The organism is Paenibacillus sp. FSL R5-0527 (assembly GCF_038008055.1).
Taxonomy (GTDB): domain Bacteria; phylum Bacillota; class Bacilli; order Paenibacillales; family Paenibacillaceae; genus Fontibacillus; species Fontibacillus macerans.
Genome location: NZ_JBBOYI010000001.1, coordinates 1,212,375 through 1,236,036, shown reverse-complemented (window position 1 = coordinate 1,236,036; position 23,662 = coordinate 1,212,375). Strand labels below are relative to the sequence as shown.

The 23,662-nt window shown below is 54.6% G+C and carries 19 protein-coding genes; 12 read left to right on the top strand and 7 right to left on the bottom strand.

The features are described from left to right. The first annotated feature begins 120 nt into the window (after window positions 1–120). The 3 genes from NYE69_RS05605 to NYE69_RS05595 all read left to right on the top strand — a co-directional run bounded on the left by NYE69_RS05605 (window position 121) and on the right by NYE69_RS05595 (window position 2,790). Complete coding sequence (locus NYE69_RS05605) at window positions 121–498, top strand: MerR family transcriptional regulator (RefSeq protein ID WP_340924981.1); 378 nt, start codon at window positions 121–123, stop codon at window positions 496–498. 344 nt (window positions 499–842) lie between these two features. Beyond that, complete coding sequence (locus tag NYE69_RS05600) at window positions 843–1,586, top strand: SDR family oxidoreductase (protein ID WP_036626677.1); 744 nt, start codon at window positions 843–845, stop codon at window positions 1,584–1,586. A 250-nt stretch (window positions 1,587–1,836) separates the two neighbouring features. Next, window positions 1,837–2,790 (top strand): Rpn family recombination-promoting nuclease/putative transposase, encoded by a 954-nt coding sequence (locus NYE69_RS05595; RefSeq protein WP_340924977.1) that lies wholly within the window; start codon window positions 1,837–1,839, stop codon window positions 2,788–2,790. A 173-nt stretch (window positions 2,791–2,963) separates the two neighbouring features. Here NYE69_RS05595 and NYE69_RS05590 read toward each other — a convergent pair whose 3' ends face one another. The 6 genes from NYE69_RS05590 to NYE69_RS05565 all read right to left on the bottom strand — a co-directional run bounded on the left by NYE69_RS05590 (window position 2,964) and on the right by NYE69_RS05565 (window position 9,708). Then, the gene (locus tag NYE69_RS05590; RefSeq protein ID WP_328272443.1) at window positions 2,964–3,149 is read right to left on the bottom strand and encodes an aspartyl-phosphate phosphatase Spo0E family protein; all 186 of its coding nucleotides are present in this window, start codon (window positions 3,147–3,149) and stop codon (window positions 2,964–2,966) included. A 225-nt stretch (window positions 3,150–3,374) separates the two neighbouring features. Beyond that, window positions 3,375–3,710 (bottom strand): hypothetical protein, encoded by a 336-nt coding sequence (locus tag NYE69_RS05585; RefSeq protein ID WP_340924973.1) that lies wholly within the window; start codon window positions 3,708–3,710, stop codon window positions 3,375–3,377. 268 nt (window positions 3,711–3,978) lie between these two features. Then, window positions 3,979–4,974 carry a 2-keto-3-deoxygluconate transporter gene (gene kdgT, locus NYE69_RS05580; RefSeq protein ID WP_340924969.1) on the bottom strand — a complete coding sequence of 332 codons (996 nt, stop codon included), beginning with the start codon at window positions 4,972–4,974 and terminating at the stop codon, window positions 3,979–3,981. Window positions 4,975–5,015: 41 nt separating this feature from the next. Then, window positions 5,016–6,050, bottom strand: a complete 1,035-nt coding sequence (locus NYE69_RS05575; RefSeq protein WP_340924965.1) for a tripartite tricarboxylate transporter substrate binding protein — start codon at window positions 6,048–6,050, stop codon at window positions 5,016–5,018. A 170-nt stretch (window positions 6,051–6,220) separates the two neighbouring features. After that, on the bottom strand, window positions 6,221–8,557 hold the full coding sequence (locus NYE69_RS05570; protein ID WP_340924962.1) for a helix-turn-helix domain-containing protein: 2,337 nt from the start codon (window positions 8,555–8,557) through the stop codon (window positions 6,221–6,223). Between the two features lie 179 nt (window positions 8,558–8,736). Beyond that, window positions 8,737–9,708: a DMT family transporter gene (locus NYE69_RS05565; protein WP_340924958.1), complete on the bottom strand. Its 972-nt coding sequence runs from the start codon at window positions 9,706–9,708 to the stop codon at window positions 8,737–8,739. A gap of 144 nt (window positions 9,709–9,852) precedes the next feature. Between NYE69_RS05565 and pdxR the strand changes: the two genes are divergently transcribed. Beyond that, on the top strand, window positions 9,853–11,253 hold the full coding sequence (gene pdxR, locus NYE69_RS05560) for a MocR-like pyridoxine biosynthesis transcription factor PdxR (RefSeq protein WP_340924954.1): 1,401 nt from the start codon (window positions 9,853–9,855) through the stop codon (window positions 11,251–11,253). Window positions 11,254–11,835: 582 nt separating this feature from the next. On the opposite strand, the gene NYE69_RS05555 is transcribed toward pdxR, so the two are convergent. Next, on the bottom strand, window positions 11,836–12,162 hold the full coding sequence (locus NYE69_RS05555; RefSeq protein WP_036626687.1) for an L-rhamnose mutarotase: 327 nt from the start codon (window positions 12,160–12,162) through the stop codon (window positions 11,836–11,838). A gap of 260 nt (window positions 12,163–12,422) precedes the next feature. Between NYE69_RS05555 and NYE69_RS05550 the strand changes: the two genes are divergently transcribed. The 8 genes from NYE69_RS05550 to NYE69_RS05515 all read left to right on the top strand — a co-directional run bounded on the left by NYE69_RS05550 (window position 12,423) and on the right by NYE69_RS05515 (window position 23,662). Next, the gene (locus NYE69_RS05550; RefSeq protein ID WP_036626689.1) at window positions 12,423–14,039 is read left to right on the top strand and encodes a spore germination protein; all 1,617 of its coding nucleotides are present in this window, start codon (window positions 12,423–12,425) and stop codon (window positions 14,037–14,039) included. 51 nt (window positions 14,040–14,090) lie between these two features. Continuing rightward, window positions 14,091–15,296: a Ger(x)C family spore germination protein gene (locus NYE69_RS05545; RefSeq protein ID WP_340924947.1), complete on the top strand. Its 1,206-nt coding sequence runs from the start codon at window positions 14,091–14,093 to the stop codon at window positions 15,294–15,296. Between the two features lie 7 nt (window positions 15,297–15,303). Continuing rightward, a complete protein-coding gene (locus NYE69_RS05540; protein WP_340924945.1) occupies window positions 15,304–15,543 on the top strand; it encodes a hypothetical protein in 240 nt (79 codons plus the stop codon). A gap of 47 nt (window positions 15,544–15,590) precedes the next feature. After that, complete coding sequence (locus NYE69_RS05535; RefSeq protein WP_340924943.1) at window positions 15,591–16,706, top strand: GerAB/ArcD/ProY family transporter; 1,116 nt, start codon at window positions 15,591–15,593, stop codon at window positions 16,704–16,706. A gap of 260 nt (window positions 16,707–16,966) precedes the next feature. Beyond that, the gene (locus tag NYE69_RS05530) at window positions 16,967–17,935 is read left to right on the top strand and encodes a phosphodiester glycosidase family protein (protein ID WP_340924939.1); all 969 of its coding nucleotides are present in this window, start codon (window positions 16,967–16,969) and stop codon (window positions 17,933–17,935) included. Window position 17,936: 1 nt separating this feature from the next. Further along, entirely contained in the window at window positions 17,937–18,956 is a 1,020-nt protein-coding gene (locus NYE69_RS05525; protein ID WP_340924936.1) for a bifunctional glycosyltransferase family 2/GtrA family protein, read from the top strand. A 976-nt stretch (window positions 18,957–19,932) separates the two neighbouring features. Continuing rightward, window positions 19,933–21,162: a nitrate/nitrite transporter gene (locus tag NYE69_RS05520; protein ID WP_340924933.1), complete on the top strand. Its 1,230-nt coding sequence runs from the start codon at window positions 19,933–19,935 to the stop codon at window positions 21,160–21,162. Further along, on the top strand, window positions 21,131–23,662 hold the full coding sequence (locus tag NYE69_RS05515) for a molybdopterin oxidoreductase family protein (RefSeq protein ID WP_340924930.1): 2,532 nt from the start codon (window positions 21,131–21,133) through the stop codon (window positions 23,660–23,662). Before NYE69_RS05520 ends, NYE69_RS05515 begins: the two co-directional genes overlap by 32 nt.

The following is a 23,662-nucleotide window of genomic DNA, read 5'->3' as shown; positions in this document are numbered from 1 at the left end:
AAAGTAACTCGCCGATTATGCAGTTGTCAAGCGATGCCCTGGTGATTGATTTTGTAGGCGGCAGTGTGTTAGCATGATCCTCAAAATATTGGAGTCAACTCTTTTTTTGGAGGGAAGATTATGTCTACGATTAAGGAAGTTTCGGCGGAGAGCGGTATTACGCCCTATACGCTTCGTTACTATGAACGGGAAGGTATACTGCCGGGCGTTAAGCGCGATCCGAGCGGCAATCGGCTGTACGACGAAGAAAGTCTTGAATGGTTGAATTTTATTTTGGCGCTGCGGTCGACGGGCATGCCGCTTGCCAAAATTAAAGAATATGTGGATTTGTACCGGGAAGGCGAGAGCACGCTCAAAAAACGCAAACAAATGATGCTCGAGCATAAGAAAAAAGTAGAAAAGGATCTTGCGGAAACGTATAGATATTTGGAGCAAATCAACTACAAGCTGGCGTTGTACGACTTGCAGGAAAAGGGAGCATTTCTTAAGCTGCCCTGAAGCAGCCGCAGGCTCTTTGTGACAGGAAACCAAGCGTGTCCCCTTGCGGGGGCACGATTTTTTTGGAATCCATAGTTAGAGTTTAGTATAAGGTTATTTGGATTATTTTTCCTTTAAATTCTAACGGTTGTGAGCGCAAGCAAACGGACTGTTTCACCCAAATAAGCGTGCATGCAACCGTTATAAAAGAAACCTTCGTTTTTTCGGCCGAATAAGCGCTATGCCAACCGTTAGCAAAGAAATGCGCTGCATATCGACACTTGACTTATAGTTAACTCCACTTATTAATATAAACTCTGGGCCAGCAAAGTCTGGTTAAATCTTATCCAGGGAGGAAACACCTCATGAATGTAAAAGTAGCGATCATCACAGGCGCCAGCAGCGGAATGGGGGCGGCTACAGCCAAGCTCCTCGCCCAGCACGGGATCAAGGTCATGCTGGCTGCTCGCCGGGAAGAACGGTTGAAGCAATTGCAGACAGAAATCCGGGACGCCGGAGGCGAAGCCGGTTACAAGGTGACGGACGTCACCTCGCGCGCGGACGTTGAAGCATTGGCCGACGAAACGATTAAAACCTTCGGACAAATCGACATCATGATAAACAACGCGGGGATCATGCCGCTTTCTTTTTTCCGGAATTTAAAGGTTGACGAATGGGAGCGGATGATCGATGTAAACATTAAGGGCGTCATGTATGGGATGGCGGCCGTATACAAGCATATGGAGGAACGCAACGAGGGACATATTATTAATTTCTCGTCTATTGCAGGACATCTGACCTTCCCTTCCAGTTCCGTCTACAGTGCCACCAAACATGCGGTACGGGTGTTAACGGAGGGCATGCGGACCGAGCTGGCAGCGCATCAAAATATTCGGACAACCCTCATCTCCCCCGGCGCCGTTGAAACCGAGCTGTACGGCACTATTACCGACAATTCGATTTATCCGGAACTAGAGAAATTAGGAAGCAAAGAATGGCAGCAGCTTGACCCGAACGATATTGCCAAGACGGTGTTATTTGCCATTCAGCAACCGGCGAACGTGATGATCAACGAACTGATTGTCCGCCCTACATCGCAGAGCCTGTAAAAACGGCCCTCCCCCATGGGAGGCAAACGTTGGATTTTCAACATATGTTTTATATAGTGAATGTATCAGGGAAATTGATAACAGTAAACGATCCCGATTTAGATTGCCAAAACTCCCGCCCGGGTTTACACTAATAGTAGAGGAATACCAAACGAGTGAAGCACACTCGCGATGCGCTTATTAGGCGTTCGCGGTGTGCTTTTTTGTGCTTTCGGTTATCACACCTCGTATAGAAAGGAAGAGTGATTTCATGAACGCCCATGTGCAAGAAGTCCGGGAAAAACCGTTTGGACCGGATTATGGCAAAGGCTACATCCCTCACGATGAAGCCTTTAAAAAGCTGCTGCAAACTTTTTTCGCCGAGTTTATTGCCTTGTTCTTCCCCGAGCTCGGCAAACTGCTCGATCACCGCCAGACCCGTTTTCTTATGCAGGAGCAACTTGTTGACTTGGTTGGTGAAGAAGCGCGAACGCTCGACTTGCTGCTGGAAACAAAGTACATAACAACAGATGCTTTCATCCTTATTCATCTTGAGCCGCAATCGCATAAACAGCCGGATTTCCACGAGAGAATGTTTATTTACTTCAGCCGATTGTTCGAACGCCATCGGAAAGAACATAAGCTGATCATTCCGATTGCCGTGTTTACCGGCGATAGTATGCATGGTGAGCGAAACTCGCTTAGCATGGATATCCCCGGTCAGGAAATCCTGCATTTTCAATTTCTGAAAGTGGAATTGCGGAATCATCATTGGCGAAAATTTGTCGATTCCAACAACCCCGTTGCTGCTGCCTTACTGGCTAAAATGGGGTACAATAAAGGGGAAGAAAGAGAAATGCGCTTGGCGTATTTGCGGATGATTTTACAACTAAGAAAAAGGTTAGATAGCGCAAGAATAAAGCTCATTATGTCCTTTGCCGACTTATACTTCATGCCTGATCCGAAACAGGACGAAGCGATGCTCTATGAATTAACCAATCAATATCCGGAAGAGAGGGAAGCTATTATGGAACTTATGCCGGCCTGGATGCGTCTGGGGTATGAAAAAGGGCGGGAGGAAGGAATAGAAGAAGTAGTGAAGGCAGTTCAAACTGAACGCCAAAACATTGCTCGCAGGCTCATTGCCAAAGGATTTTCTTTGGAGGAAGTAGCCGAAACTATCAAATTGCCGATTGAGGAAGTACGGAAGTTAAAGAATTCCTGAACAAGCATATTTAAGTCTCTTTCCGCCAAATTTTAACGATATCTCGGGAAGGCATTCCATCGCGCGCAAGCTGATTTCAAAAGGCTTCTCCTTGGAGGAAGTCGCTGAAACGTTAGAGATCCCATCGAAGAAATTCAATAGCTAAAAAATTGACCAAAGGACAAAGCAGCCGACTAAGCAATCGGCTGCTTTCTTCGTACATCTGTTAAATTGACGTTGTTGTACTTATTGAGCAGCCCGTCCAACAGGACCGACTGATGAATGACCCGTTTGTGCCGCAGCCCGTACCGCTGGGCCAAGCGATTTAATTCTGTTCTCTCCATCTCTATACGGAGTTTCATTCTCTCCGAATTGCTCATAGCTCTCACCCCATGAACATATTAGGAGATGTTGCCAAATATTATATACCGTCACCTACTGCAGAATATAAAAAATACCAAAATTTTATAATTCCATAATATCCACTAAGATAGCTGGACCCTAAGATTGGGATGATTACTTTTTATAAATATTAGTTCCACTAACCCTGCCAAAATGTCGTTACCAAACCAGTTCCTCCAACTACCGTGACACTAAACATCAGCCTATCCGAAACCAACCAAGACATTTTCTTTTTTATTTTTCCACATCATCCTGCAAAGTTTATTATACTCTTGAGATTGCGAGCAAACACCAAATAATGCCAAACTGCGCTCTTTTTCTGACTCGAAACCATAAAGCGGTGCTTGACTCAAAACAATCAGAAAAACCTGCAAAAGCCAGGCTGCCGGAGAAACTGCAGCAAAAACATAAGAGCAAAAAATGTTGCTATTCCAGAGATATCCGTCCGTTTGAGAGAAATAGAGGCAAATTATGTCGTTATTTTCAGAAATCATTGGAAATTTACGAGTTTTGGACCATTCATAGAAAAATAGGAACAAAAAGTGCTCCTAATGGAGATGAACATGCTTGGCCCCGGATAATAAGTACATAAAGTGCCGCTATTAAACACGCCGGCGCCTCATCGTTGGCCGTTCCATTGGCTGGCCGTCAAGCTCCAAAATAGAGCTATAATAAAGGGCCGCTATTTTGAACCCCAGCCGAGCCGATGGTTCGCCAGACCAGCAGCCCGCTGTCAAGCACAGATTTCCTGGTTAAGCCCTTTCTCTGCCGGACTTTATACCGCTTACCGGCCGTTTCCGGCTTCATTTAGACCTTGACCTGAGGCGGGGTCCCGTCGGATAAAGCTCTCCCCGCCTTCTTCTTCATGTACTGCGACCAATAAGCGGTCAGAATAGGCACCAGAATGGAGGTCACGACAACGCAAGCGGCGACTAAAGCGGTGGCCGATTGGGCCGCCGGCATAAATTCCGGTTTCATATTGGCGACGATCATCGGATTGGCCACGGCGGCGCCCGCCGTGCTGGATGCGGCAAGTCCGGCCGTACCGTTCCCCCCGCCCACATATTTGTCCGCCAGGATCAACGGAATCCCCGTGATGATGATGACGGAAACGGCAAGCAGTACGCCCAGAAGCCCCGTTTGCACAATAACCCCCAGATCGATAGAACATCCTAACGCAAAACCGAAGAAAGGGATCATCGTATGGGTAGCTTTTCCGAAAAAATCGCGAAGATCATGATCCAGATTGCCCAGCAGGAAACCGATCAAAAACGGAAGCACCGCGCCGACGAACACCTGCGGTTCGAAAGCGGCCAAACCTGTGGCGCCCAAAATCAACATGGTGACCAAAGGCCCCGATTCCAGGGACATCAGCACAAAAGCGCCCGCTTCTTCCCTGGTTCCGTACTGCTGCATAATCGAAGCGTACAAACCGCCGTTGGTCATATCCATCGCGGCGATCAGCGCAAGCGTGGACAAGCCCGCAAAAAATCCGCTTTGAATCCCCCCGGCCGGCAAAAATTGCGAAGCGGCGAGGGCCACGACCCAGGCTACAATGATTTTGGTCAGCACCAGCGTGCCCGATTTTCTCAGCACCGTCCCCGTTGCCCTGACATCGATGGCCGCCCCCATACAGAAAAACCATACGGCCAAAATAGGGATGGTCCCCGTCATAAGCCCGTTTGTAAATGAACCGAAATAATCTCCGGCCCCAGGGAAAAATGTGTGTACAACCGCTCCCAACAGCAGCGGGATCAACATCATGCCGCCGGGAATCCGATCCAGAGTCTTTTTGATTTTCATGTCAAATCCACCTTTCGCGCGTAATAGAATGCGCTTTCATTTCACTTGCGGCCCAGTCCCAGCTCCGGAATCAGCGCCGCGTACAAATCATGGCTTTTTTTCAAATGCCGGCTAAATGCTTTGCCGTCCCGGACCAGCAGACCAAGCCCCATGGAGCTCATCTCACCGATAAATTCAGGCTCCCTGGTTCCTTCAATGAAAGCTTCGGCCAGCGAATCTCTGACCGGTCCGGGAGTTCCTTTCGGTACGGCCAAACCGCGCCATGTTCCCGCGAACTCCACATGCAGTCCGGTTTCTTCCGCCAGCGTCGGAACTCCCGGGAGGGCTGCCGCCTCCCCATCTCCGATGATGGCCAAAGTACGCAGTTTTCCCTGCTCAACATAGCTTTTGACTTCGGCCGGGCTCACCGGCACGGCGTCAACGAAACCGCTAAGCAGCGCCGATATGGCGGGCCCCGCTCCTTCGTAAGGAATATGCGTGAACTTTACGCCCGCTTCTTTCTCCAGCATGGCGGCAGCCAAATGCCAGACGCTTCCCGTGCCGGCGTTCCCCATTTTGACCTCACCGGGATGGGCATGCGCATCATCGAGAAATTCCCGGACACTTTGCCAGGGAGCATCCGCTCTGACGGTAATCGCGGCGGGATCGCGGTTCGTTTGCGCGATGGGAATGAAGTCTTCATACGTCACCGGAAGCAGCCCCAGATGCGGAAGGGTCGTTAGCTCGGCGACAAGAAAAGTTACCGTATAGCCGTCCGGTTTGGCGTGCGCTCCCTCCGTCAAACCGATAGCCCCGCCGCCGCCCGTGCGATTGACCACGACAATCGGTTGACCAAGATGTTCTTCGGCCGCTTGCGCGAGTGCCCTTGCGGTAAGATCCGTACCGCCTCCGGCGGCGTACGGTACGATCAAAGTAACGGGTTTCTGCGGGAAATCGGCCGGCGGGTTTGCCGACTTCGGGCGGTCAGACAGGACGTACGCCAGCATGATACTCAATACTACCGCTATTCCGATCATGTACGCTCCCATCGCCGGCCGTCGTGAACCGGCTTTCGCTGTTCCGTTTTTTCCGTTCATGCCATTCCTCTTTTCCGCTAGTTCAGCTAGTGTTGTTCCCCTGCGGCGGTCACCTCCGATTGCAAAGCAGCCAAATCAGCACCTAAGCACGTGAGCGCACCTAGTACGTGATTTATTTCTCAATGGCAGTGTAGTCGAAAGAGCCGCGGCGGGACAATCGGATAATCTCCTTACGAATCTTCAAATATTCCGAATTTGCGCGTTTTTGCCGGATCTGCATATCCGCCGGAAAATTTGTTGGTTTCCCGGTATTTTCCCGGCGTCATGGATTTGTTTTTGCGAAAAGCCCGGATAAAACTGTTTTCGTTCTGATATCCGACGCGCAATGCGATATCGGCCACCTTTAGCGGCGTATCCTGCAACAGCTCGCAGGCCTTGTCCATCCTCAGGCTTGTCAAATAATCGTAAATCGTGCTGCCTGTCTCCGTTTTGAATATGGCGCTTACCGAGGAAATCCCCATGTTTACATGGTCGGCAATCTCTTGCAGCCCGATATTCGCCTGATAATTTTGCTCCATAAATTCAATCATCTTCCGTGCCAAAATAAATTCCTTCGTCTGCTTCCGGCATGCAAACTCCCGGGCCAGCGTACCGGCCAGAAGACATAGCAACGCTTCCGCCTCGGCCAATTCCATGGTGGCCAGCTTCGACCACGTATAATCGTCCGCCTCGTCGGGGACGGGCAGGCCGCGCGCCTCCGCTATGCTCAGCATTTCCGCCATAAGCCGGTCAATGAATTTATAGGCGCTTTCCGGATGGATCCGCCTGCCGCCTATGTCCTGCATCCAACGATGCATCAGCTGTTTGCTTTGCTCTTCTCCGGACGTTTGCAGCGCTTCGGCCATTTCCGTCTTCCAGCCTTCATGAATGGTTGACGGGACGCCGTCTCTTCGGACGCTGCATTCCCGATAATCCCTGGCTTGGCCGTACCCTTCGTACAAACGGTAGGACAGCGCCTCCTTCGCTTCCGCATAGGAACGGTTGATTTCCGGGAGATGGGACACCTCTCCCCCGATCCCGATCGATACCGACAAGTGCAAAAATTCGCGAATAGCTTGAATCAGCTGATCGGCCGCGTCCTTGTACGAACAGGCCTCCGGCGCCTTCCCTTTTGGCTGAAGCAACACCGCCATGTCCTCGTGATGCGACGGCATCGTCACATGGCGCCAAAACGGCTCCAGCTTCTCGCGGACAATGTTGTCCATCGCGTATTTCAGCAGCATGCGGTCCTCTTCCCGATATTCGGCGGCAAACCGCTGGTAACGGTCGATGGATATAATCAGCATGGCGAGCGGAGCGGCCGTCCAATCCTGAAAATAACGTCCCCATTTGGCCTGCATCTCCCTTGAGCCGATCGCCCGGTTCAACACCTCCCCGATCAGCTTCGTGCGAAGCTCCGGCAAGCTTTGCTCGGCAACCAGCGATTTGATGCGGAAATCGCCCACCCACCGGTCGAGAACATGCTCCAGTTCGTACAAGCTGCCGCGGCCCGGTGATTCCTGCCCAGCCTGAAGCAGGGCGTTGATCCGCTTCAACGGCCGGAATGCGGCATAATTGTAGTAGTACATGGCCGCGCAGCCGACCCCGGCGGAAATGAGAGAGAACAGCAGGAGCATGTTGCGCGTCAGCGTGACGCTTTTCAGCAGCTCCTCCAGAGGGACCAGGGACACCAGCCGCCAGCCGGTCGCGTCGGAGAAGGCCTGATTCGCCATGTAATCCTGGCCGCGCACCTTGACGTAACCAAACGGCCGGACGTCCAGATCCGCGATAACCTCTCTCATTTCCTCCGGAGTAAAGGGAAGATTCAGCTTGGGATAAATCAGCTCGTCATCGAGATTGAACACGAATTGAAAATCCGACAAATGGGTGTAGGTTTTGGAAAAAAGGCTGTCATAGTCCAGATTGACGATCACCGCCCCGCCAGCTTCGCCGCCGCGCGCAATCGGCCGCACCAGGGACAGGACCTCCGTCTGCCCGGCGAGACGCTGGGGATTCGTGCCCTCCTCCTCCCCGCCGCCACCGTAGACCCTTCTTTTGATCAGCAGCGGTTTATCACGGATTTCCTGAATCCAACCGGACCACTCCGAATCGGGGGCATTCGACCACGCCGGGTTCCCTTCAAACTGGGTGGATATTACCGTCCGATCCCGGAACTTGACGAGGTGAATCGAATGAATATCCGGCTCTTTAAGGCGGCCGTGCAAATAAGCGCGCAGCTCCTGCACCGATGGTTCACGCCCGCCGGCCTGCTCAAAGATATACGCCAAAACCCCCTGATCGAAGGAAATGTCCACCGCCTCGTTATCCGCTTCGCGGAACGCCCGGTTGGTCACGTCCAGGTTGATTTGCAGCAATTCCACATTCGGGGCGTTTAGTTCCGTGTCCAGTCCGCTCCTATACTGGGAATAGGAATAGAGCCCGATCGAGGTGATGCAGACCGGCACAAAAACCGTAAGCAGCAGAATCAGCCTCGTTTGCTTGTTCTGAAGTAAAAATTTCAATTTCATGCGGAACATCCTTATGCTTCACCCTTCCAAATCTGTAGCTGAATTTTTTCCGTTAAATACACTTTACACCAATTTAATTCCATCACAGTGAATTTTTTGATTCACTGTGCGGATCGCTCAAAACGGGAAACAGTCCCTCCCGGGCTCGGGAAGGACTGCCGACATGATCAGCTGTTCAATTAAATCCGATTAGACAGCTCGCTCCATGATTTTTCCGCCTGCTCCTTTTTCGGTTCAGGCTGGGATTTTCCCGCAATCAGGATAATCCCCAAGATGACCAAAAGCCCTCCGACCCACTGCAGCCAATACGACGATTCGCCCAGAACGAGAACGGACAACAGCAAAGCGGTAAACGGCATGAGTCCCGAGAAAGCGGCCGCCGTCGCGGCCGGGCATCTTTGGATGCCGGCAAACCATAACAGGAAAGCCAGCGCCGTCACAAACGGACCGTACCAGACCAAAGCCAGCCATTCCTGCCATCCGATCGTATGCAGCGAAGAAAACGGATGTTCAAAAGCGGCCGGGATAAGGCATAGGAACATGGCCGTGGCGGTAACAAGCATGGTTTGGGACATGGGCGGAATGGCCGCTCCCTGCGAGCCTTCGGATTTCAGCGCAAATCCGCGCGACAAAATGTTGAACGAGGATTCGCTGATCGCCGCCAAAAGCACCAAGCCGTTGCCGGCGAGATGATCCAAGCTCATGGCCCCGAGTTTTCCCGCCGAAAACAACTGGATCAAAACAACGCCGCCGATGGCGCTAACGATGCCCAGCCGCGCGCGCCGGCCGACCGGTTCCCTCAACACGAACGCAGCGAGCAGAACGGTGACGGCAGGCGTTGCCCCCGTCAGGATCCCCGCCTCTCCGGAGCTCGTCTTTTCAAGACCGGTCAGCAAAAACAGGCGGAACAAAAAAATACCGAACAACGCCTGCAGGAATAACAATCCCCCGTCTCTAAACCGCAAGCGGCGGCAAGTATCCTTCAGCTCTTTCCAGCCGAGAGGGAGCATCAGGCACAGCGCCAGAAATAAACTGACCCCGGTAATCGTGAAAATTCCAAGCTGGCCGCCAAAAAAACGGGCCGCAATCACGGAAGTGCCGGCCAGCGAAAACGCTCCGGCCAAACATGCCATTCCCTTTAACCGTTCCAACGGATCACATCCTTATAAAGTTTTGAGCGATGGTACAAACCGGAAATCATGATACAATCGGAGGTAGTCTTATCTTAAAAAAGCGGCCGGCATCCCGTAAAGAACCGGTTCGGCGCAAAAATAAGCGGTCCAGTTGGAGGTTCTATGTGGGGAATCGAGTTGCAAAAAGACGGTGAAATACCTTTGAAAAGGCAGCTTTATATGGCGCTGAGCGAGCGGATTTTGAACGGCGCGATCAAAGCGGGAGAAGCGCTGCCCTCCACCCGGGGACTGGCCCAGCAGCTGAAAATATCCCGCAATACCGTAGTGGAAGCTTATGACATGTTGGCGGTCGAAGGTTTCGTTCTAAACCGCCCCGGTTCGGTTGCGCGGGTTGCCGGCGGGCTGGTTCTCGAACAGCTGACTCCGCCGGCGGAATCGTCGAGAGAGGGACGGCCTGCTCCGGTGCCGCTTTTGGCCGACTTCCGGACAGGCCATCCGGATTTGCGGCTGTTTCCCCGGTATCTTTGGCAGCAGCTGTCGAAACGGACGCTGCAGGAAATGCCGTACGATCTCCTGGGATACACGGGACCGCAAGGGCTGCCGAGGCTGCGCGAAGAAATCGCCGCGCATCTGCTCCGCAGCAAAGGCCTATCCGCGGCTCCGGAGGATATTTTTATTACGGCGGGCGCCACGCATGCGCTAAATTTGGTCACCGACCTGCTGTACGAGGAAGGAAAGCCGATCTGCATGGAAGACCCCTGCAACCGGGGGATGCTGCAGATCATGTTGAACAAGGGATATGCCGTCAATCCAATCCCGGTCGACAAGCTGGGGGTTCAGACCGAATATCTGCAGGGTCAGCCCAGCTGTGCGGTATATGTAACGCCCTCGCACCAGTTCCCGCTGGGAGGGGTTTTGCCGGCAAGCCGCCGCACCGCCTTGATCAGGTATGCCAGGGAACAAAACAGCTACATCGTCGAGGATGATTACGACAGCGAATTCCGGTATTACGGCGACCCGGTAGCCCCGTTGTACGCCATGGATCCCGAGCGGGTGATCCACATCGGCACGTTCAGCAAAGTGCTCGTCCCGGCGCTGCGGATCGGCTATGTCATTCTGCCGGGCAAACTGCACCAGCGCTGGCGGCAGCTGCGCACCCATTCGGATGTGCAAAACCCTCCGTTTGAGCAGGCGGTTTTGGCCGAGTTTCTGCACCGCCGGAAGTTCGACCGGCATATTCGTACGGCGACAAAACATTACGGAGAGCGCCGTCAGACTCTTCTTGCATCGCTGAAGGCTCATTTCGGGGATATTTGGCATGCTTGGGGCGATGCTTCCGGACTGCATCTGGCCGTCCAGTTCCCGGGAATGGAGTTGGGCGAGGCCTTCGCCAAGAACTGCATCAACCATGGAGTCCGCGTCACGCCGGTGGAGTACCACTGTATCAATAAAGGAAAACATACGGACAAGCTGCTGTTTGGTTACGGCCATATGGAACCCGAGGATATCGAAAAAGGGGTCGCTTTGTTTCATGAGATTGTTATGAGATTTCAGAGGGAATGAAATCTGGGGCATGGATTCTGGGGTATGGACTCCAAAGAATGGACTCCGGGGCATGGAACCCGGGGCTTAGACTCCAGGGGACGGACTCCGGGGGAATCAACTCCCGCGACGAAATGCAAAAGTGCAGGCGATTTTTGTCAAAACCTCCCGAAAACAGCTCGCCAAATGCAAATCTGCAGTTCATTTCCGGTCAATAGATACTTTTTTATCAAATGGTCGCAAAACAGATGCATTTTTGCATTTCGTTCGCTCAAAGGAGGAAATTTGCCGGAGCTCCAAATGTACTTTTGCAGTTGATTCAACGGCCCTCCCTTCCTACTCCAGCCCCACATTGGAAATATCCAATAGATTTACCGAAACCATCCTAAAAGCGGGCCTCCAATCGGAAAAATCCAATAGATCTCAGACAAAACGTTCTTTTGCCGAGCAAAAAAATCAAATCTATTGGATAAATCCAATCAGACCGCCGGTTTTCCGGACAACAAACAAGTTCTATTGGATATATCCAACGTCGGTGGAAGGCAGATTAACCGCGGTACCCATTACTTCAAATTACTTCAAATTACTTCAAATTACTTCAAATTACTTCAAATAAAAAACTTCCCGCATCGGAACGATCGGGTTCGGTTCGTTGAAATCAAACGAGCCTTCGACCATCCCCGACGTAATCGCGTTCCAGCGCTGGCACGCCTCGCTTTGGGCAATATAGTCGAACGCCGCGTCCACGTCGTCACACTCAAAGCAATAGAAAAACTGGTTCCCCTGCTGAAAAATCGAATAATTGCGGATGCCCGCCTTGCTATGCTCCTCCAGCACCTCCGGCCACGGGTTCAAATGCATTTCCACATAGGCGTTCAAATGTTCCTCCTTCACGCGCCAGGTCCAGGCGAATTTCCCGCTTTGTTCCATAAATATCCCCTCCATTGTCTTAGCTTGAAACTCGAAAACCGTGAAAAAACACCCCCGGAAACATTCTGCCGGAGGTGTCGGATAGCTCTATTCTAATATAATCCCGTCCATTCGGCGATATGCAAAGGCGAGAAATCAAGCGGCTCGGCCGATAACCGGCATTTAAATTATTTCATCCCAAGCGTGCCGCACCTCCCGTTTGGATAACTCTTCCTTCGGCAATAATGAGGCTAAAAACACCCTTGAGAGGGAGAACAGCGATGCGTTACCGCAGAAAATTCCATAATAAGTCCGCCCGTTTATTCAAGAAAAACACGGACTCCGGCGACCGGGTTTCGGCTTCGGCTGAGTCCGAGCCTGAGCCTACCGCTTTATTCGAAGAGCTGGAGACAAATTTACAGGCCATCCGAGAGACGCTCGGCAATAGTACGGATATCATTATCCGCAACCTGCCGGTCGGTTATGAAGGGAATCAATCCATAGCCATTCTATATACCGACGGATTAGCCGATCAGAATATCATCACCGATTTCATCATGAAGTCCGTCATGCTGGATATCAAATTATTTGACCGCGCCGACCGTAAAATCGCCCTTCCTTCCGATGCCATACAGGCCTTGAAAAATTATGCGCTGACAATCGGGGACATCAAGGACGTCAGCGATTTTGACGCCTTATACCAGGCGCTGCTGTCCGGAGACACAATCATCCTGATCGACGGCCATAAACAGGGCATTGTTTGCAGCACTCCCGGCTGGAAAGATCGGGCGGTCACCGAGCCGTCCGCCGAAAACGTCGTCCGCGGCCCCCGGGAGAGCTTCGTCGAATCGCTGCGCACCAACACGGCGCTGATCCGGCGAAAAATCAAAGACCCGAATCTATGGCTGGAGACCATGCAAATCGGCCGGCTCACCCGGACTGACGTGGCCATCATGTACATGAAAGGCATCGCCAACGACAAGTTGGTGCAAGAGGTACGCGACCGCCTGAATCGGATCGATGTGGGCAGTATTTTCGAAAGCGGATATATCGAGGAATCCATTCAGGACGAAACGTTCAGCCCGTTCCCGACCATTTTCAATTCCGAGCGGCCGGACGTGATCGCGGCCGCGTTAGCGGAGGGCAGGGTAGCTATTTTGGTGGACGGAACGCCGATTGCGCTGATTATCCCAACATTGTTTTCTTCCTTTCTCCAAGCCCCGGAGGATTATTACCAGCGCGCGGATATCAGCAGCTTTGTCAGGCTGCTTCGTTACCTTGGGATCCTCGTTTCCTTGTTCGGACCATCCATGTACGTCGCCTTCACGACCTTTCATCAAGAGTTGCTGCCGACGCAACTGCTGATCAGCCTGGCCGCGCAGCGGGAACAGGTCCCTTTTCCGGCCTTTATCGAAGCGCTGCTGATGGAGTTGACCTTCGAGATTTTGCGCGAAGCCAGCATTCGCATGCCCAGAAATATAGGCGCGGCGATCTCCATCGTCGGCACGCTGGTCATCGGACAAGCCGCCGTTCAAGCGGGTATCGTGTCGGCAGCGATGGTCATTGTCGTGTCATTTACGGCGATCTCCAGCTTCATTCTGCCGTCCTATAATATGTCAATCGCCTTTCGCCTGCTGCGGTTTCCTTATATGGCGCTGGCCGCGTCCTTCGGCTTGTTCGGCATCATCGCGGGGGTTATCGTTCTGGTTTTACATCTGTGCAGCCTTCGTTCTTTCGGAATTCCGTACATGGCCCCGTTCGCTCCGCTCATCCCGGCGGATAACAAGGATTCGATCATCCGGCTTCCGCACTGGATGCTGGGCTCCCGGGTCCGTCTTATCAACCAGAGCAATATTACGCGCCGGAACAGCACCCCGCCGAAAAAATCGCGGGAATAACGCGCTACCGCAACAAGCAAATCCCGCAGCGCATGCAAAGGAGACTTATCCATGAGAAAAAACATGGCTTCTCTGATCCTGCTGCTTTCCATCGTCCTGCTGATTACCGGCTGCTGGAATCGCAGAGAGCTCAACGAACTCGGCATCGCCGCCGCGGCCGGCGTGGATATGGAAGGAGGCCGCTACCGTCTTACCGTACAGGTGGTGGATCCTGGACAGGTCACCGCGCAAAAGGGGGCGAGCGGCGGCGCCCCCGCCACGTTGTATACCGCCGAAGGGGATTCCGTTTTCGAAGCGGCGCGGAGACTGACGCAAATCAGCCCGAGAAAAATCTATTTCTCCCATCTTCGCGTATTCCTGATCGGCGAGTCGCTGGCTCGGCAGGGTATCGGGGAAACACTCGATTTTTTGTTCCGGGATCACGAATTTCGTCCCGATTTCTATTTGGTCGTCGCCAAGGGGGCAAGCGCTTTGGAAACGCTCAAGATCATGACCCCGCTCGAACCCGTTCCGGCCAACAAGCTGTTTTCGTCGCTGGAAACCTCGGAGATCAACTGGTCCCCCAGCCTTGCGATTACGCTGGACGAGTTGATCGACAACCTGGCCAGCTCAGGGCAGAGTCCCGTATTAACCGCGCTGGAAATCAGCGGGGACCCAAAAATCGGGGAAAACAAAGATAACATCACCAGCATCAGCACGCCAACCCAGCTAAAATATTCCGGTTTGGCCGCATTCAACAAAGACAAGCTTGTCGGCTGGCTAAACGAACAGGAAAGCAGAGGATATCATGACATCCACGGCGGCATCAAAAGCACAATCCTGCATATCCCCTGCCCGGATGGCGGCAAAGTAATCATCGAGTCTATCCGCAGCAGCACGAAAGTCAAGGGGAGCGTGATGCAGGGGCAACCGCAGATCGATATTCAGGTTACGGCGGAAGGCAATGTCGGCGCGGCCGGCTGCAAAAAACTGGATATAACCGACCCCAGCACCGTACCCGGTCTGGAGAAAGAAATTGAGGAAAAGCTTATCAAATTTATGGAAGCGGCGATAGAAAAGGCGCAAAGGGAGTTCAAAACCGATATTTTCGGCTTTGGCGAAGCCATTCACCGCAGCAACCCTAAGGCTTGGAAGACGATGGAAAAAGATTGGAATGAAGAATACTTTACCGGGCTGCCGATAAACATCAAAACGGATTTCACCATCCGCCGCATCGGAATGATAACGAACCCGGTCGCGGAACAAATAAAGGAGTAGACATGCCATGCTATGGAGCGCAGGCGTCCTGATCGTGGCCGGCATCATCGCCTGGTTCGAGCTGCCGGCACTCTTAAAACAACAGCAGAAAAAAGACCTGTGGGCCTTTTGCATGCTGCTCGCAATTGCCGTAGGAATCTCTATTCCGGTGCTGCTAATTCGCCATTTTCCCAGTCCGTTGCTTGTGCTAACGGTCGTATTCAAACCGTTTATTGATTTTTTGTCGGCGGTCGGATTAATCCCATGAGCAAGAGCAAATCGACCGTTTAAGAAACGATCCGAGGTGAATATCTGTTGAACGAAGTACATATCTCCCTGCGCCAGTTGACGATCGTCACGATCCTTTTTACGGTGGGAAGCGCTATTTTAATCACCCCTTCCGGCATGGCCGAGTCAGCCAGACAGGACGCCTGGATCGCCGGCCTGATCGGAATCGGTGCGGGCCTGCCGCTCGTCTGGATGATGGCTAAGCTCGTCAACCTGTATCCGCAAAAAAACTTGACTGAGATCATAGAAACGGTGTTGGGAAAATGGGTCGGAAAAATCGTTTCCCTGCTGCTCGTAGTCTCGTTTTTTAGCGCCCCTACCGCGGTAATGAACGACTTAGGGGATTTTATGACAACGCAATTGATTCCGGAAACCCCGATTGAAGCCATCATCATCCTGTTCGGGGCCGTGGTTCTCATGGGCGTCCGCCTGGGGGTCGAAGTGATCGCCCGTTCTGCGGAGCTGCTGTTTCCCTGGTTTCTCCTTCTTTATTTTCTATTGGTTGTGCTGGTTGCCTTCAATATAGATCCGCGTCATTTGCAGCCCGTCCTGGAAAACGGCTTCCCCCCGATCTGGCAGGCGGGGTTTACTTTTCTCAGCGTCGCTTTTTTGCCGCATATTGCACTGCTCTTGACCCTCCCGGCTTCTCTGAGCCGGCCCGCCCTGTTCGGCAAAGGCATCGTTCTCGGCAGCTTGATCGGCAGTTTGATGCTGGTGGCCGTCATCACCCTGGCCATCCTCGTCCTTGGAGTGGAAGTTACGTCAAAAAGCTTGTACCCAAGTTATGTACTGGCCCAAAAAATCGACATCGGCCACTTCTTGCAGCGGGTCGAAACCATCATGGCCATCATGTGGTTTTTTTCGCTGTATTTCCGGATTACGCTTTACCTGAGTTCCATTACGGTATCCCTTGCCCAAATTTTCAATTTGAAGGACTACCGGCCGCTCGTTTGGCCGCTGGGGATGCTTTTCATCGTCTTGTCGTTCGTCGTTTACCCCAACGTCCCTTTCAGGCAAGCCTGGGACGCCCGTACCTGGCCGCCGTACACTTTGGTCATCGGGCTTCTGCTCCCCCTTCTGCTGTTAGCTGTTCATGCAGTCCGTCATCGCTTATCCAAGAAAAAACGGACGCAGCAAACATGATGAGAATAAGCATCCCCTTTGACAAGCCGGCCGCCAGCCCGGCTTCTTTTTTTGCATAATCGCCGGCCTCCCTGGTGTATTTCCTCATCCGCCTTCGTCACTCTCTCCCCCCTTTTCACCAAACCTTCAACTCACCTTCAGTTCCGTTTCAGTTTACCGCCTTATGATGTAGTTGCCGGGGCGAAACCGTGTATCATGCTGTTCTTCACACCTTTTCGTTTTCGGTTCGGATCTAAACTTCAAAGCGGAGGGTGAATAAGATGAGCCTACAACAAGAAACCGGCCGCCGGAAATCGAAAAAAATGCTGATCATCGCCGTGATCGTTCCGGTGCTGATCGTCGGAGGAACGCTGTACGGGCTGGCGGACCGTTATTTAATTAAACATGTGGAGAAGGTGGTGTCCGGGGAAGGCGCGCCGCCGGGCGGATCGGCCCCGCAGGAGAACACCACATCTTCGGAGGCCGGCGCTCAATCCGATGAGTGGAATTATACGAGCGATGATCTCCAGATCCATATCGATCAAGTGCAAACCGGTTCCGGAGCGGACAAAATTACGTACTATGTGGCCGACGTGCAGGTGAAGAACCCGGGCAGTCTGCTGTCCGCCTTCGCCGAAAACGGCTTCGGGCGCAATATTACGGAGAACACCTCGGAGATCGCCTCCAACAACGGCGCGATTTTTGCCGTCAATGGCGACTATTACGGATTCCGGGGCGACGGGGTGATTATCCGTAACGGAACGTTGTACCGGGATGAGCCGGCAAGAACGGGGCTAGCGTTATTCAACGACGGGACGATGAAATCTTACGATGAAACAAAGGTTTCTTCGTCGGCATTGCTGGAGCAGGGGGCGGTCCAAACATTATCGTTCGGGCCGGCGCTGATCGAGGACGGGAAAGTGAACACCGATTTGGACAACGTGAAAATCGATACCAATTTCGGCAACCGCTCGATTCAAGGCGCCAATCCCCGCACCGGTATCGGCCTGATCGCGCCAAACCATTACGTGTTTGTCGTCGTCGACGGGCGCAAGGAAGGCTACAGCCGCGGCATGACGTTGACGGAGTTCGCCCGGGTGTTTCAAGATTTAGGCTGCACCGAAGCTTACAATCTGGACGGAGGCGGCTCGTCCACCATGTATTTTATGGGCCGGGTGGTCAACAATCCCCAGGGCAAAGGGCGGGAGCGCGGCGTCAGCGATATCCTCTACGTGAAAGAGGTGAACTGAGATGACGACGATTCTGATCCCCGCCTATGAACCGGACGAGCGGCTGTTGAATTTGATCGGACAGTTGAAAAAAATGCCGGATACCTGGATCGTGATCGTCGATGACGGCAGCGGCGAGGCGTACCGCCCGATTTTTGACTCGGCCCGGGCGGCGGGATGCATTGTGCTGCGGCATGAGGTCAATCGCGGAAAAGGCCGGGCCCTGAAAACAGGCTTCCGCTATTTGCTCGATGCCGGGCAGCGCGGCCCCGTGGTCTGCGCCGACAGCGACGGCCAGCATCTGCCCGCCGATATCGGCCGGGTCGTCGCCGCGGTGCGGGAGCAGGGCTGCAGCCTGGTGCTCGGAAGCCGCCGCTTTACCGGCAAGGTGCCGCTGCGCAGCCGGTTCGGCAACGCGGTGACGCGATTTGTCTTCGCTTTTACGACCGGGACGAAAATTTACGACACGCAAACCGGGCTTCGCGGCTATTCCTCCGGCATGCTGGAATGGTTGTGCTCGGTTCCGGGGGAACGTTTTGAATATGAAATGAACCTTTTGCTCGGAGCCAAACGAAAAGGCTGCAGTCTGGCGGAAGTGTTTATCGACACGGTTTATCTGGACGACAACAAGTCCTCCCATTTCCGTCCCTTGGCCGATTCCGCGCGGATTTACCTGCCGATTCTGCTGTTCAGCGCCTCGTCCATCCTGTCGGCGGGCATCGACTTCGCGCTGCTGTTCTTGCTTCAGGCATTCAGCAAAAACCTCGCGCTTTCAGTCGCGGGGGCGAGAATTTGCAGCTCCGCCGCCAACTTTGCGATGAACCGCAGGTTCGTGTTTGCCCGCGGCCACGGCCGATCGGCCAAGCTGTACGCCTCTTTACCGCGGTATTTTTCGCTGGTTCTGATCGTATTGCTGCTGAATATGGGCCTGATGCACGTATATCACGACCTGGCCCGCATCCCTTTGATCGGGGCGAAGCTGCTGACCGAAGGTTCGCTGTTTCTGTTCAGTTACTGGGTGCAGCGCAAGTATGTGTATTAACAATGATAAGATGCATATTCTCTTTTCGTTTTAGCGGTCGCCACGGCTTAATGGCCGCAATAGAGCTAGAATAATGAAGGTTATTTGCGCTCAAAACACACCGATTTCAAATTGGAACGGCGCTCCCAATCGTTAAAATTTAGAACGAGCCTGTTCGCACTAGCGCTGCATTTAAAGCTGGCAAGATACCTTTTCTGGGCACTCCAAGATTCTAACGGTTGCCACAAGCGCTATTTGCTCCAATACGGTTGATTTCAAATTGTAACGGTTGCCATGGAGCTTATTTCGCTGAAAACCGGTAATTTTTACTTGGAGGCAGGCAAATAACGGCGCACGCAACCGTTAGACTTTAGAAAAGGTCTTTTTTCGGCAAATAACCGCTGCTGCAACCGTTAGATTTCCGGCAGGCGGACAGTATCGATTCGAAAGCCAACGCTTTTTTAAAAAAATCTTGAGCAAAAGTTAATGCAACGCCAATGCTTATTCCGTTAAATAGCGGCCGCCGCAACCATGGAATTTCCGGCGTTGCAATGCCTGCTTACAAACATGAGTTTTTACCGGATATCTTAAACGGTGCAAAAATTAAGCGAGATACTTGCGGGAAGCCGAGTAAGTCAACGTAGGTTCATGTCATTATATATAACGTAAATATGATATATATTTTGTAATCGTATTAAACATACCGAAAATTTCACTTATATTTATGTATAAAAGTATTTATATGTAAAAATTATGAAAGTTTTTTGTAATTTATATTGACATAATATTTTTCTGCCTCATATAATTTAACTACGTTCACAACGTCGTGACGCTTATATTCCGGTCCCCGCACAACGCTGTGCCGGCCGGTGGCAACGGAGCCGCACGGGCAATCGCTAACGATTGCTCCTGCGGCTCTTTCTGTTTTTTTGCAGGTTGCAATTTCAAAAAAAGAAATGCCCTTGAAGGGCATGAAAACGGAGAGGAGTTTGGTGGGATGGAACGAAGCGGATTTTGGAAAAGCGGGCATAAGCCCTCGCTGCTCAGCGCATTTCTTTATTTTGACGTCAGCTTTATGATTTGGGTGCTGATCGGACCTCTGGCGGTCATTATGATGCAGGATTACCCGATGAGCGCCTCGCAAAAGGCCAACTTGGTCGCCCTGCCGGTGCTCGGCGGCTCCGTGTTGCGGCTGGTGCTCGGCGTACTGGCCGATCGCATCGGCCCGAAACGGACCGGCCAGATCGGCATGATCGTCACCATGATCCCGCTCATTTATGGCTGGCAGTTCGTCAGCTCGCTCGGCGAGCTTTACGTCGTCGCCCTGCTGCTCGGCGTGGCCGGCGCCTCCTTCTCCGCCGCGCTGCCGCTCGCCAGCCGCTGGTACCCGCCGCAGTATCAGGGCCTGGCGATGGGGATCGCCGGAGCGGGCAACAGCGGCACGGTGTTCTCCACGCTGTTCGCCAACCGGATCGCCCAGCATTACGGCAGTTGGGAGGTCGTGTTCGGACTGGCGCTGATTCCGATCGCCGTCGTGTTCATCGTATTCACGCTGCTGGCCAAAGACAGCCCAAGCCAACCCGAGCCCAAGCGGCTGACGGATTACGCGGCGGTGCTCGGCCAGCGGGACACCTGGCTGTTCTGCATGCTGTACATGGTCACCTTCGGCGGCTTTGTGGGCATGTCCAACTATTTGACGATTTTTTTCAACACCGAATATGGGCTGAGCGCCGTCAGAGCCGCCGACTTTACGACGCTCTGCGTAATCGCCGGCAGCTTTTTCCGGCCTGTCGGCGGCTGGCTGGCCGACCGGGTGGGCGGCATCCGCATGCTGCTCGCGCTGTATGGCGGCGTCGCCGTCACGATGGCGCTGATCTCCTCGCTGCCGCCGCTGCCGGTAGTCACGGTGCTGCTGTTTATTTGCATGATGTGCCTGGGCATGGGCAACGGCTCGGTATTCCAGCTCGTCCCCCAGCGCTTTCAACAGGAAATCGGCGTCATTACCGGGATCGTCGGCGCGGCCGGAGGGCTCGGCGGGTATTTTTTACCGAATATCCTCGGGATTTTAAAGGAATACACGGGCTCGTATACCCCCGGCTTCCTGATTCTGAGCGGGATCGCCGTCGCCTGCATCGTCACGGTGCTGCTGATCCAAGGCGAGTGGAAACGAACCTTCCTCGAAAGGAGCGGGGCGTATGACGCTTATTCCTACAGCCGCCAATCCTGACGGGCGCCTCCGCACACACTGCTGCTTCTGCAGCATGCAATGCGGTATCGACCTGCATCCGGCGGGCGGGGCGGCCGATGCGCTCGGGTACGAGGCGAAGCCGAGTCCCGATTTCCCCGTGGCTACCGGGAAGTTGTGCCAAAAGGGCCTGCACTCCATTACTCACGCAGCGCATCCCGGGCGGATTCTAGCTCCGCACCGTAAACAGGATGAATGCGGGGATGGCGGCAGGTTCTTGCCAGGGGGCGCATTTGGCGCGGCGGGAAGGTCTGCTAGTGCTGCGCGGCGGCGAACTACGCCTGGCGCGGCGGGACCGTCCCCGGCGTGGCGGCCCGCATCCTGGACGGAAGCGCTCGACGACATCGCCGCCCGGATTCTCCGTCTGCAGGAGCAGCACGGCCCGGACAGCGTCGCCGTCTTTGGCGGCGGATCGCTGACGAATGAGGTTTGCTATCTGCTCGGCAAATTCGCCCGCGTGGCGCTCCGCACGCGGTACGTGGACTACAACGGCCGCTACTGCATGTCCTCGGCCGCCGCCGCGCAGCAAAGAGCTTTCGGCATTGACCGGGGGCTGAATTTTCCGCTGGACGATATCCCCAAGGCCAAATATATCATCCTGGCCGGGACCAACATCGCGGAGTGCCAGCCGACCATGATGCCGTATTTGCTTGCGGCGAAGAAGCAGGGTGCCGTGCTCGTGACGATCGATCCGCGCCAAACGCTGACCTCCAAAATCGCCGACATCCACATCACGCTGCAGCCGGGCCATGACTCGCTGCTCGTCGGTGGCATGCTGCACGTCCTGCTTGAGGAGAACCTATACGACGCGGAATTTGTGTCGGCCCGCACGGAGGGGCTGGAGGAGGTGCGTGAAGCCGTGCGGCCTTTTCCGCCGGAGCGGGTGGCCGCGTTGACCGGGGTGGCCGAAGAGACAATCCGCGCCGTGGCCCGGGGATTTGCCGCCGTGGAAACCGGGATCGTCCTGACGGCGCGGGGGCTGGAGCAGCAAGTCAACGGGGTCGAGCATACGCTGCAGTACATCAACCTGTGCCTGCTCGCAGGGCACATCGGCAAGCCGGGCAGCGGGTTCGGTTCCGTGACCGGGCAGGCCAACGGGCAAGGCGGTCGCGAGCACGGCCTGAAGGCCGACCAGCTTCCCGGCTACCGGTCGATCGAAGACCCGGAGGCCCGGGAGCATGTGGCCCGCGTCTGGGGGATCGATCCGGCCGAACTGCCCGGCAAAGGCGTCTCCGCCTATGAGCTGTTCGGCAAAATTTTGGACGGCGGCATCAAGGCGATGCTCATTCTCGGCTCCAATCCGGTCGTCTCCAGCCCCAACAACGCCCGGGTCGCCGAGGCGCTGGGCAAGCTCGAACTGCTCGTCGTCGTCGACCTGTTCGAAACGGAGACCGCGGCTTATGCGGATTGGCTGCTGCCGGGCACGTCCTTCCTGGAAGCGGAAGGCACGCTGACCAATCTGGAGGGCCGGGTGTTTCACCGGCCCAGGGCTTTTGCTCCGGCAGGGGACAGTCTGCCGGATTACCGGTTCCTCTGCGCCCTGGCCGAGCGGCTGGGCCGGGGGCGGTATTTCCGGTACACGTCGGTTTCGGACGTGTTCGATGAGCTCTGCCGCGCTTCCGCCGGGGGCATAGCCGATTACAGCGGCATGAGCTATTCGCGGCTGAAGGAAGCGCAGGGGCTGTTCTGGCCGTGCCCGGCAGCCGGGGAAGAGGAGACGGCGAAGCCAGCGGGCCAGCCCGAGGAGTGCAGAGCCGGCGGCGCGTCAGGGACGGCGGGCGGCGGGGCGGCTGCCGAGGGCGGGGGCATCCACTGCGCCGGAACCGCCTTCGGTGACAAAGCCCGGCTCGGAGCCGGGGCCGGGGCCGCTGCCGAGGCCGCAAACGCGAACGGGAACGGGCTCGAAGCCGCTATCGGTGCCGAGCCCGGAGCGATGCCCGCAGCCGCTGGGCTTCGCCGCGGGGGCCACCCCGGGACGCCGCGGCTGTTCGCGGGCGGCGTCTTCCCCCGCGCAGGGGGCCGCGCCCGCCTGCACGGGATCACGCCCCGGCCGCCGGCGGAGAGCGCAGATCCGGACTACCCGTATCTGCTGACGACCGGCCGGCTGGCGGGCCACTACCTGAGCGGCGCGCAAACCCGCCGCACGGAGGCGCTGGCGAAGAAGGCGCCGGAGCCGGTGGCGGAGCTGCACCCCGCCCTGGCCGAGCAGCTTCGCCTGCGGCAAGACGAGCGCGTCCGGCTGACGACCCGCCGAGGCTCGTTGGAGTTGACCGTCAGGCTGGCCCCCGGCATCCACCCCAAAACCGTGTTTGTCCCGTTTCATTGGGGCGGGGAGCTGGCGGTCAACCGGCTGACCAACGATGCCCTGCACCCCATCAGCCGGATGCCGGAATTCAAAATTTGCGCCGTGCGCGTGGAACGGGTTGAACCTGTGAATGACCCGGAGGTTCCCGAAACGGAACGATTGGAAAAAATTCAATAG

Coding starts and splice junctions, on each gene's coding strand:
- NYE69_RS05605 (WP_340924981.1), top strand. CDS start 121: ATGTCTACGATTAAGGAAGTTTCGGCGGAGAGCGGTATTACGCCCTAT.
- NYE69_RS05600 (WP_036626677.1), top strand. CDS start 843: ATGAATGTAAAAGTAGCGATCATCACAGGCGCCAGCAGCGGAATGGGG.
- NYE69_RS05595 (WP_340924977.1), top strand. CDS start 1,837: ATGAACGCCCATGTGCAAGAAGTCCGGGAAAAACCGTTTGGACCGGAT.
- NYE69_RS05590 (WP_328272443.1), bottom strand. CDS start 3,149: ATGAGCAATTCGGAGAGAATGAAACTCCGTATAGAGATGGAGAGAACA.
- kdgT (WP_340924969.1), bottom strand. CDS start 4,974: ATGAAAATCAAAAAGACTCTGGATCGGATTCCCGGCGGCATGATGTTG.
- NYE69_RS05575 (WP_340924965.1), bottom strand. CDS start 6,050: ATGAACGGAAAAAACGGAACAGCGAAAGCCGGTTCACGACGGCCGGCG.
- NYE69_RS05570 (WP_340924962.1), bottom strand. CDS start 8,557: ATGAAATTGAAATTTTTACTTCAGAACAAGCAAACGAGGCTGATTCTG.
- pdxR (WP_340924954.1), top strand. CDS start 9,853: ATGTGGGGAATCGAGTTGCAAAAAGACGGTGAAATACCTTTGAAAAGG.
- NYE69_RS05555 (WP_036626687.1), bottom strand. CDS start 12,162: ATGGAACAAAGCGGGAAATTCGCCTGGACCTGGCGCGTGAAGGAGGAA.
- NYE69_RS05550 (WP_036626689.1), top strand. CDS start 12,423: ATGCGTTACCGCAGAAAATTCCATAATAAGTCCGCCCGTTTATTCAAG.
- NYE69_RS05545 (WP_340924947.1), top strand. CDS start 14,091: ATGAGAAAAAACATGGCTTCTCTGATCCTGCTGCTTTCCATCGTCCTG.
- NYE69_RS05540 (WP_340924945.1), top strand. CDS start 15,304: ATGCTATGGAGCGCAGGCGTCCTGATCGTGGCCGGCATCATCGCCTGG.
- NYE69_RS05530 (WP_340924939.1), top strand. CDS start 16,967: ATGAGCCTACAACAAGAAACCGGCCGCCGGAAATCGAAAAAAATGCTG.
- NYE69_RS05525 (WP_340924936.1), top strand. CDS start 17,937: ATGACGACGATTCTGATCCCCGCCTATGAACCGGACGAGCGGCTGTTG.
- NYE69_RS05520 (WP_340924933.1), top strand. CDS start 19,933: ATGGAACGAAGCGGATTTTGGAAAAGCGGGCATAAGCCCTCGCTGCTC.
- NYE69_RS05515 (WP_340924930.1), top strand. CDS start 21,131: ATGACGCTTATTCCTACAGCCGCCAATCCTGACGGGCGCCTCCGCACA.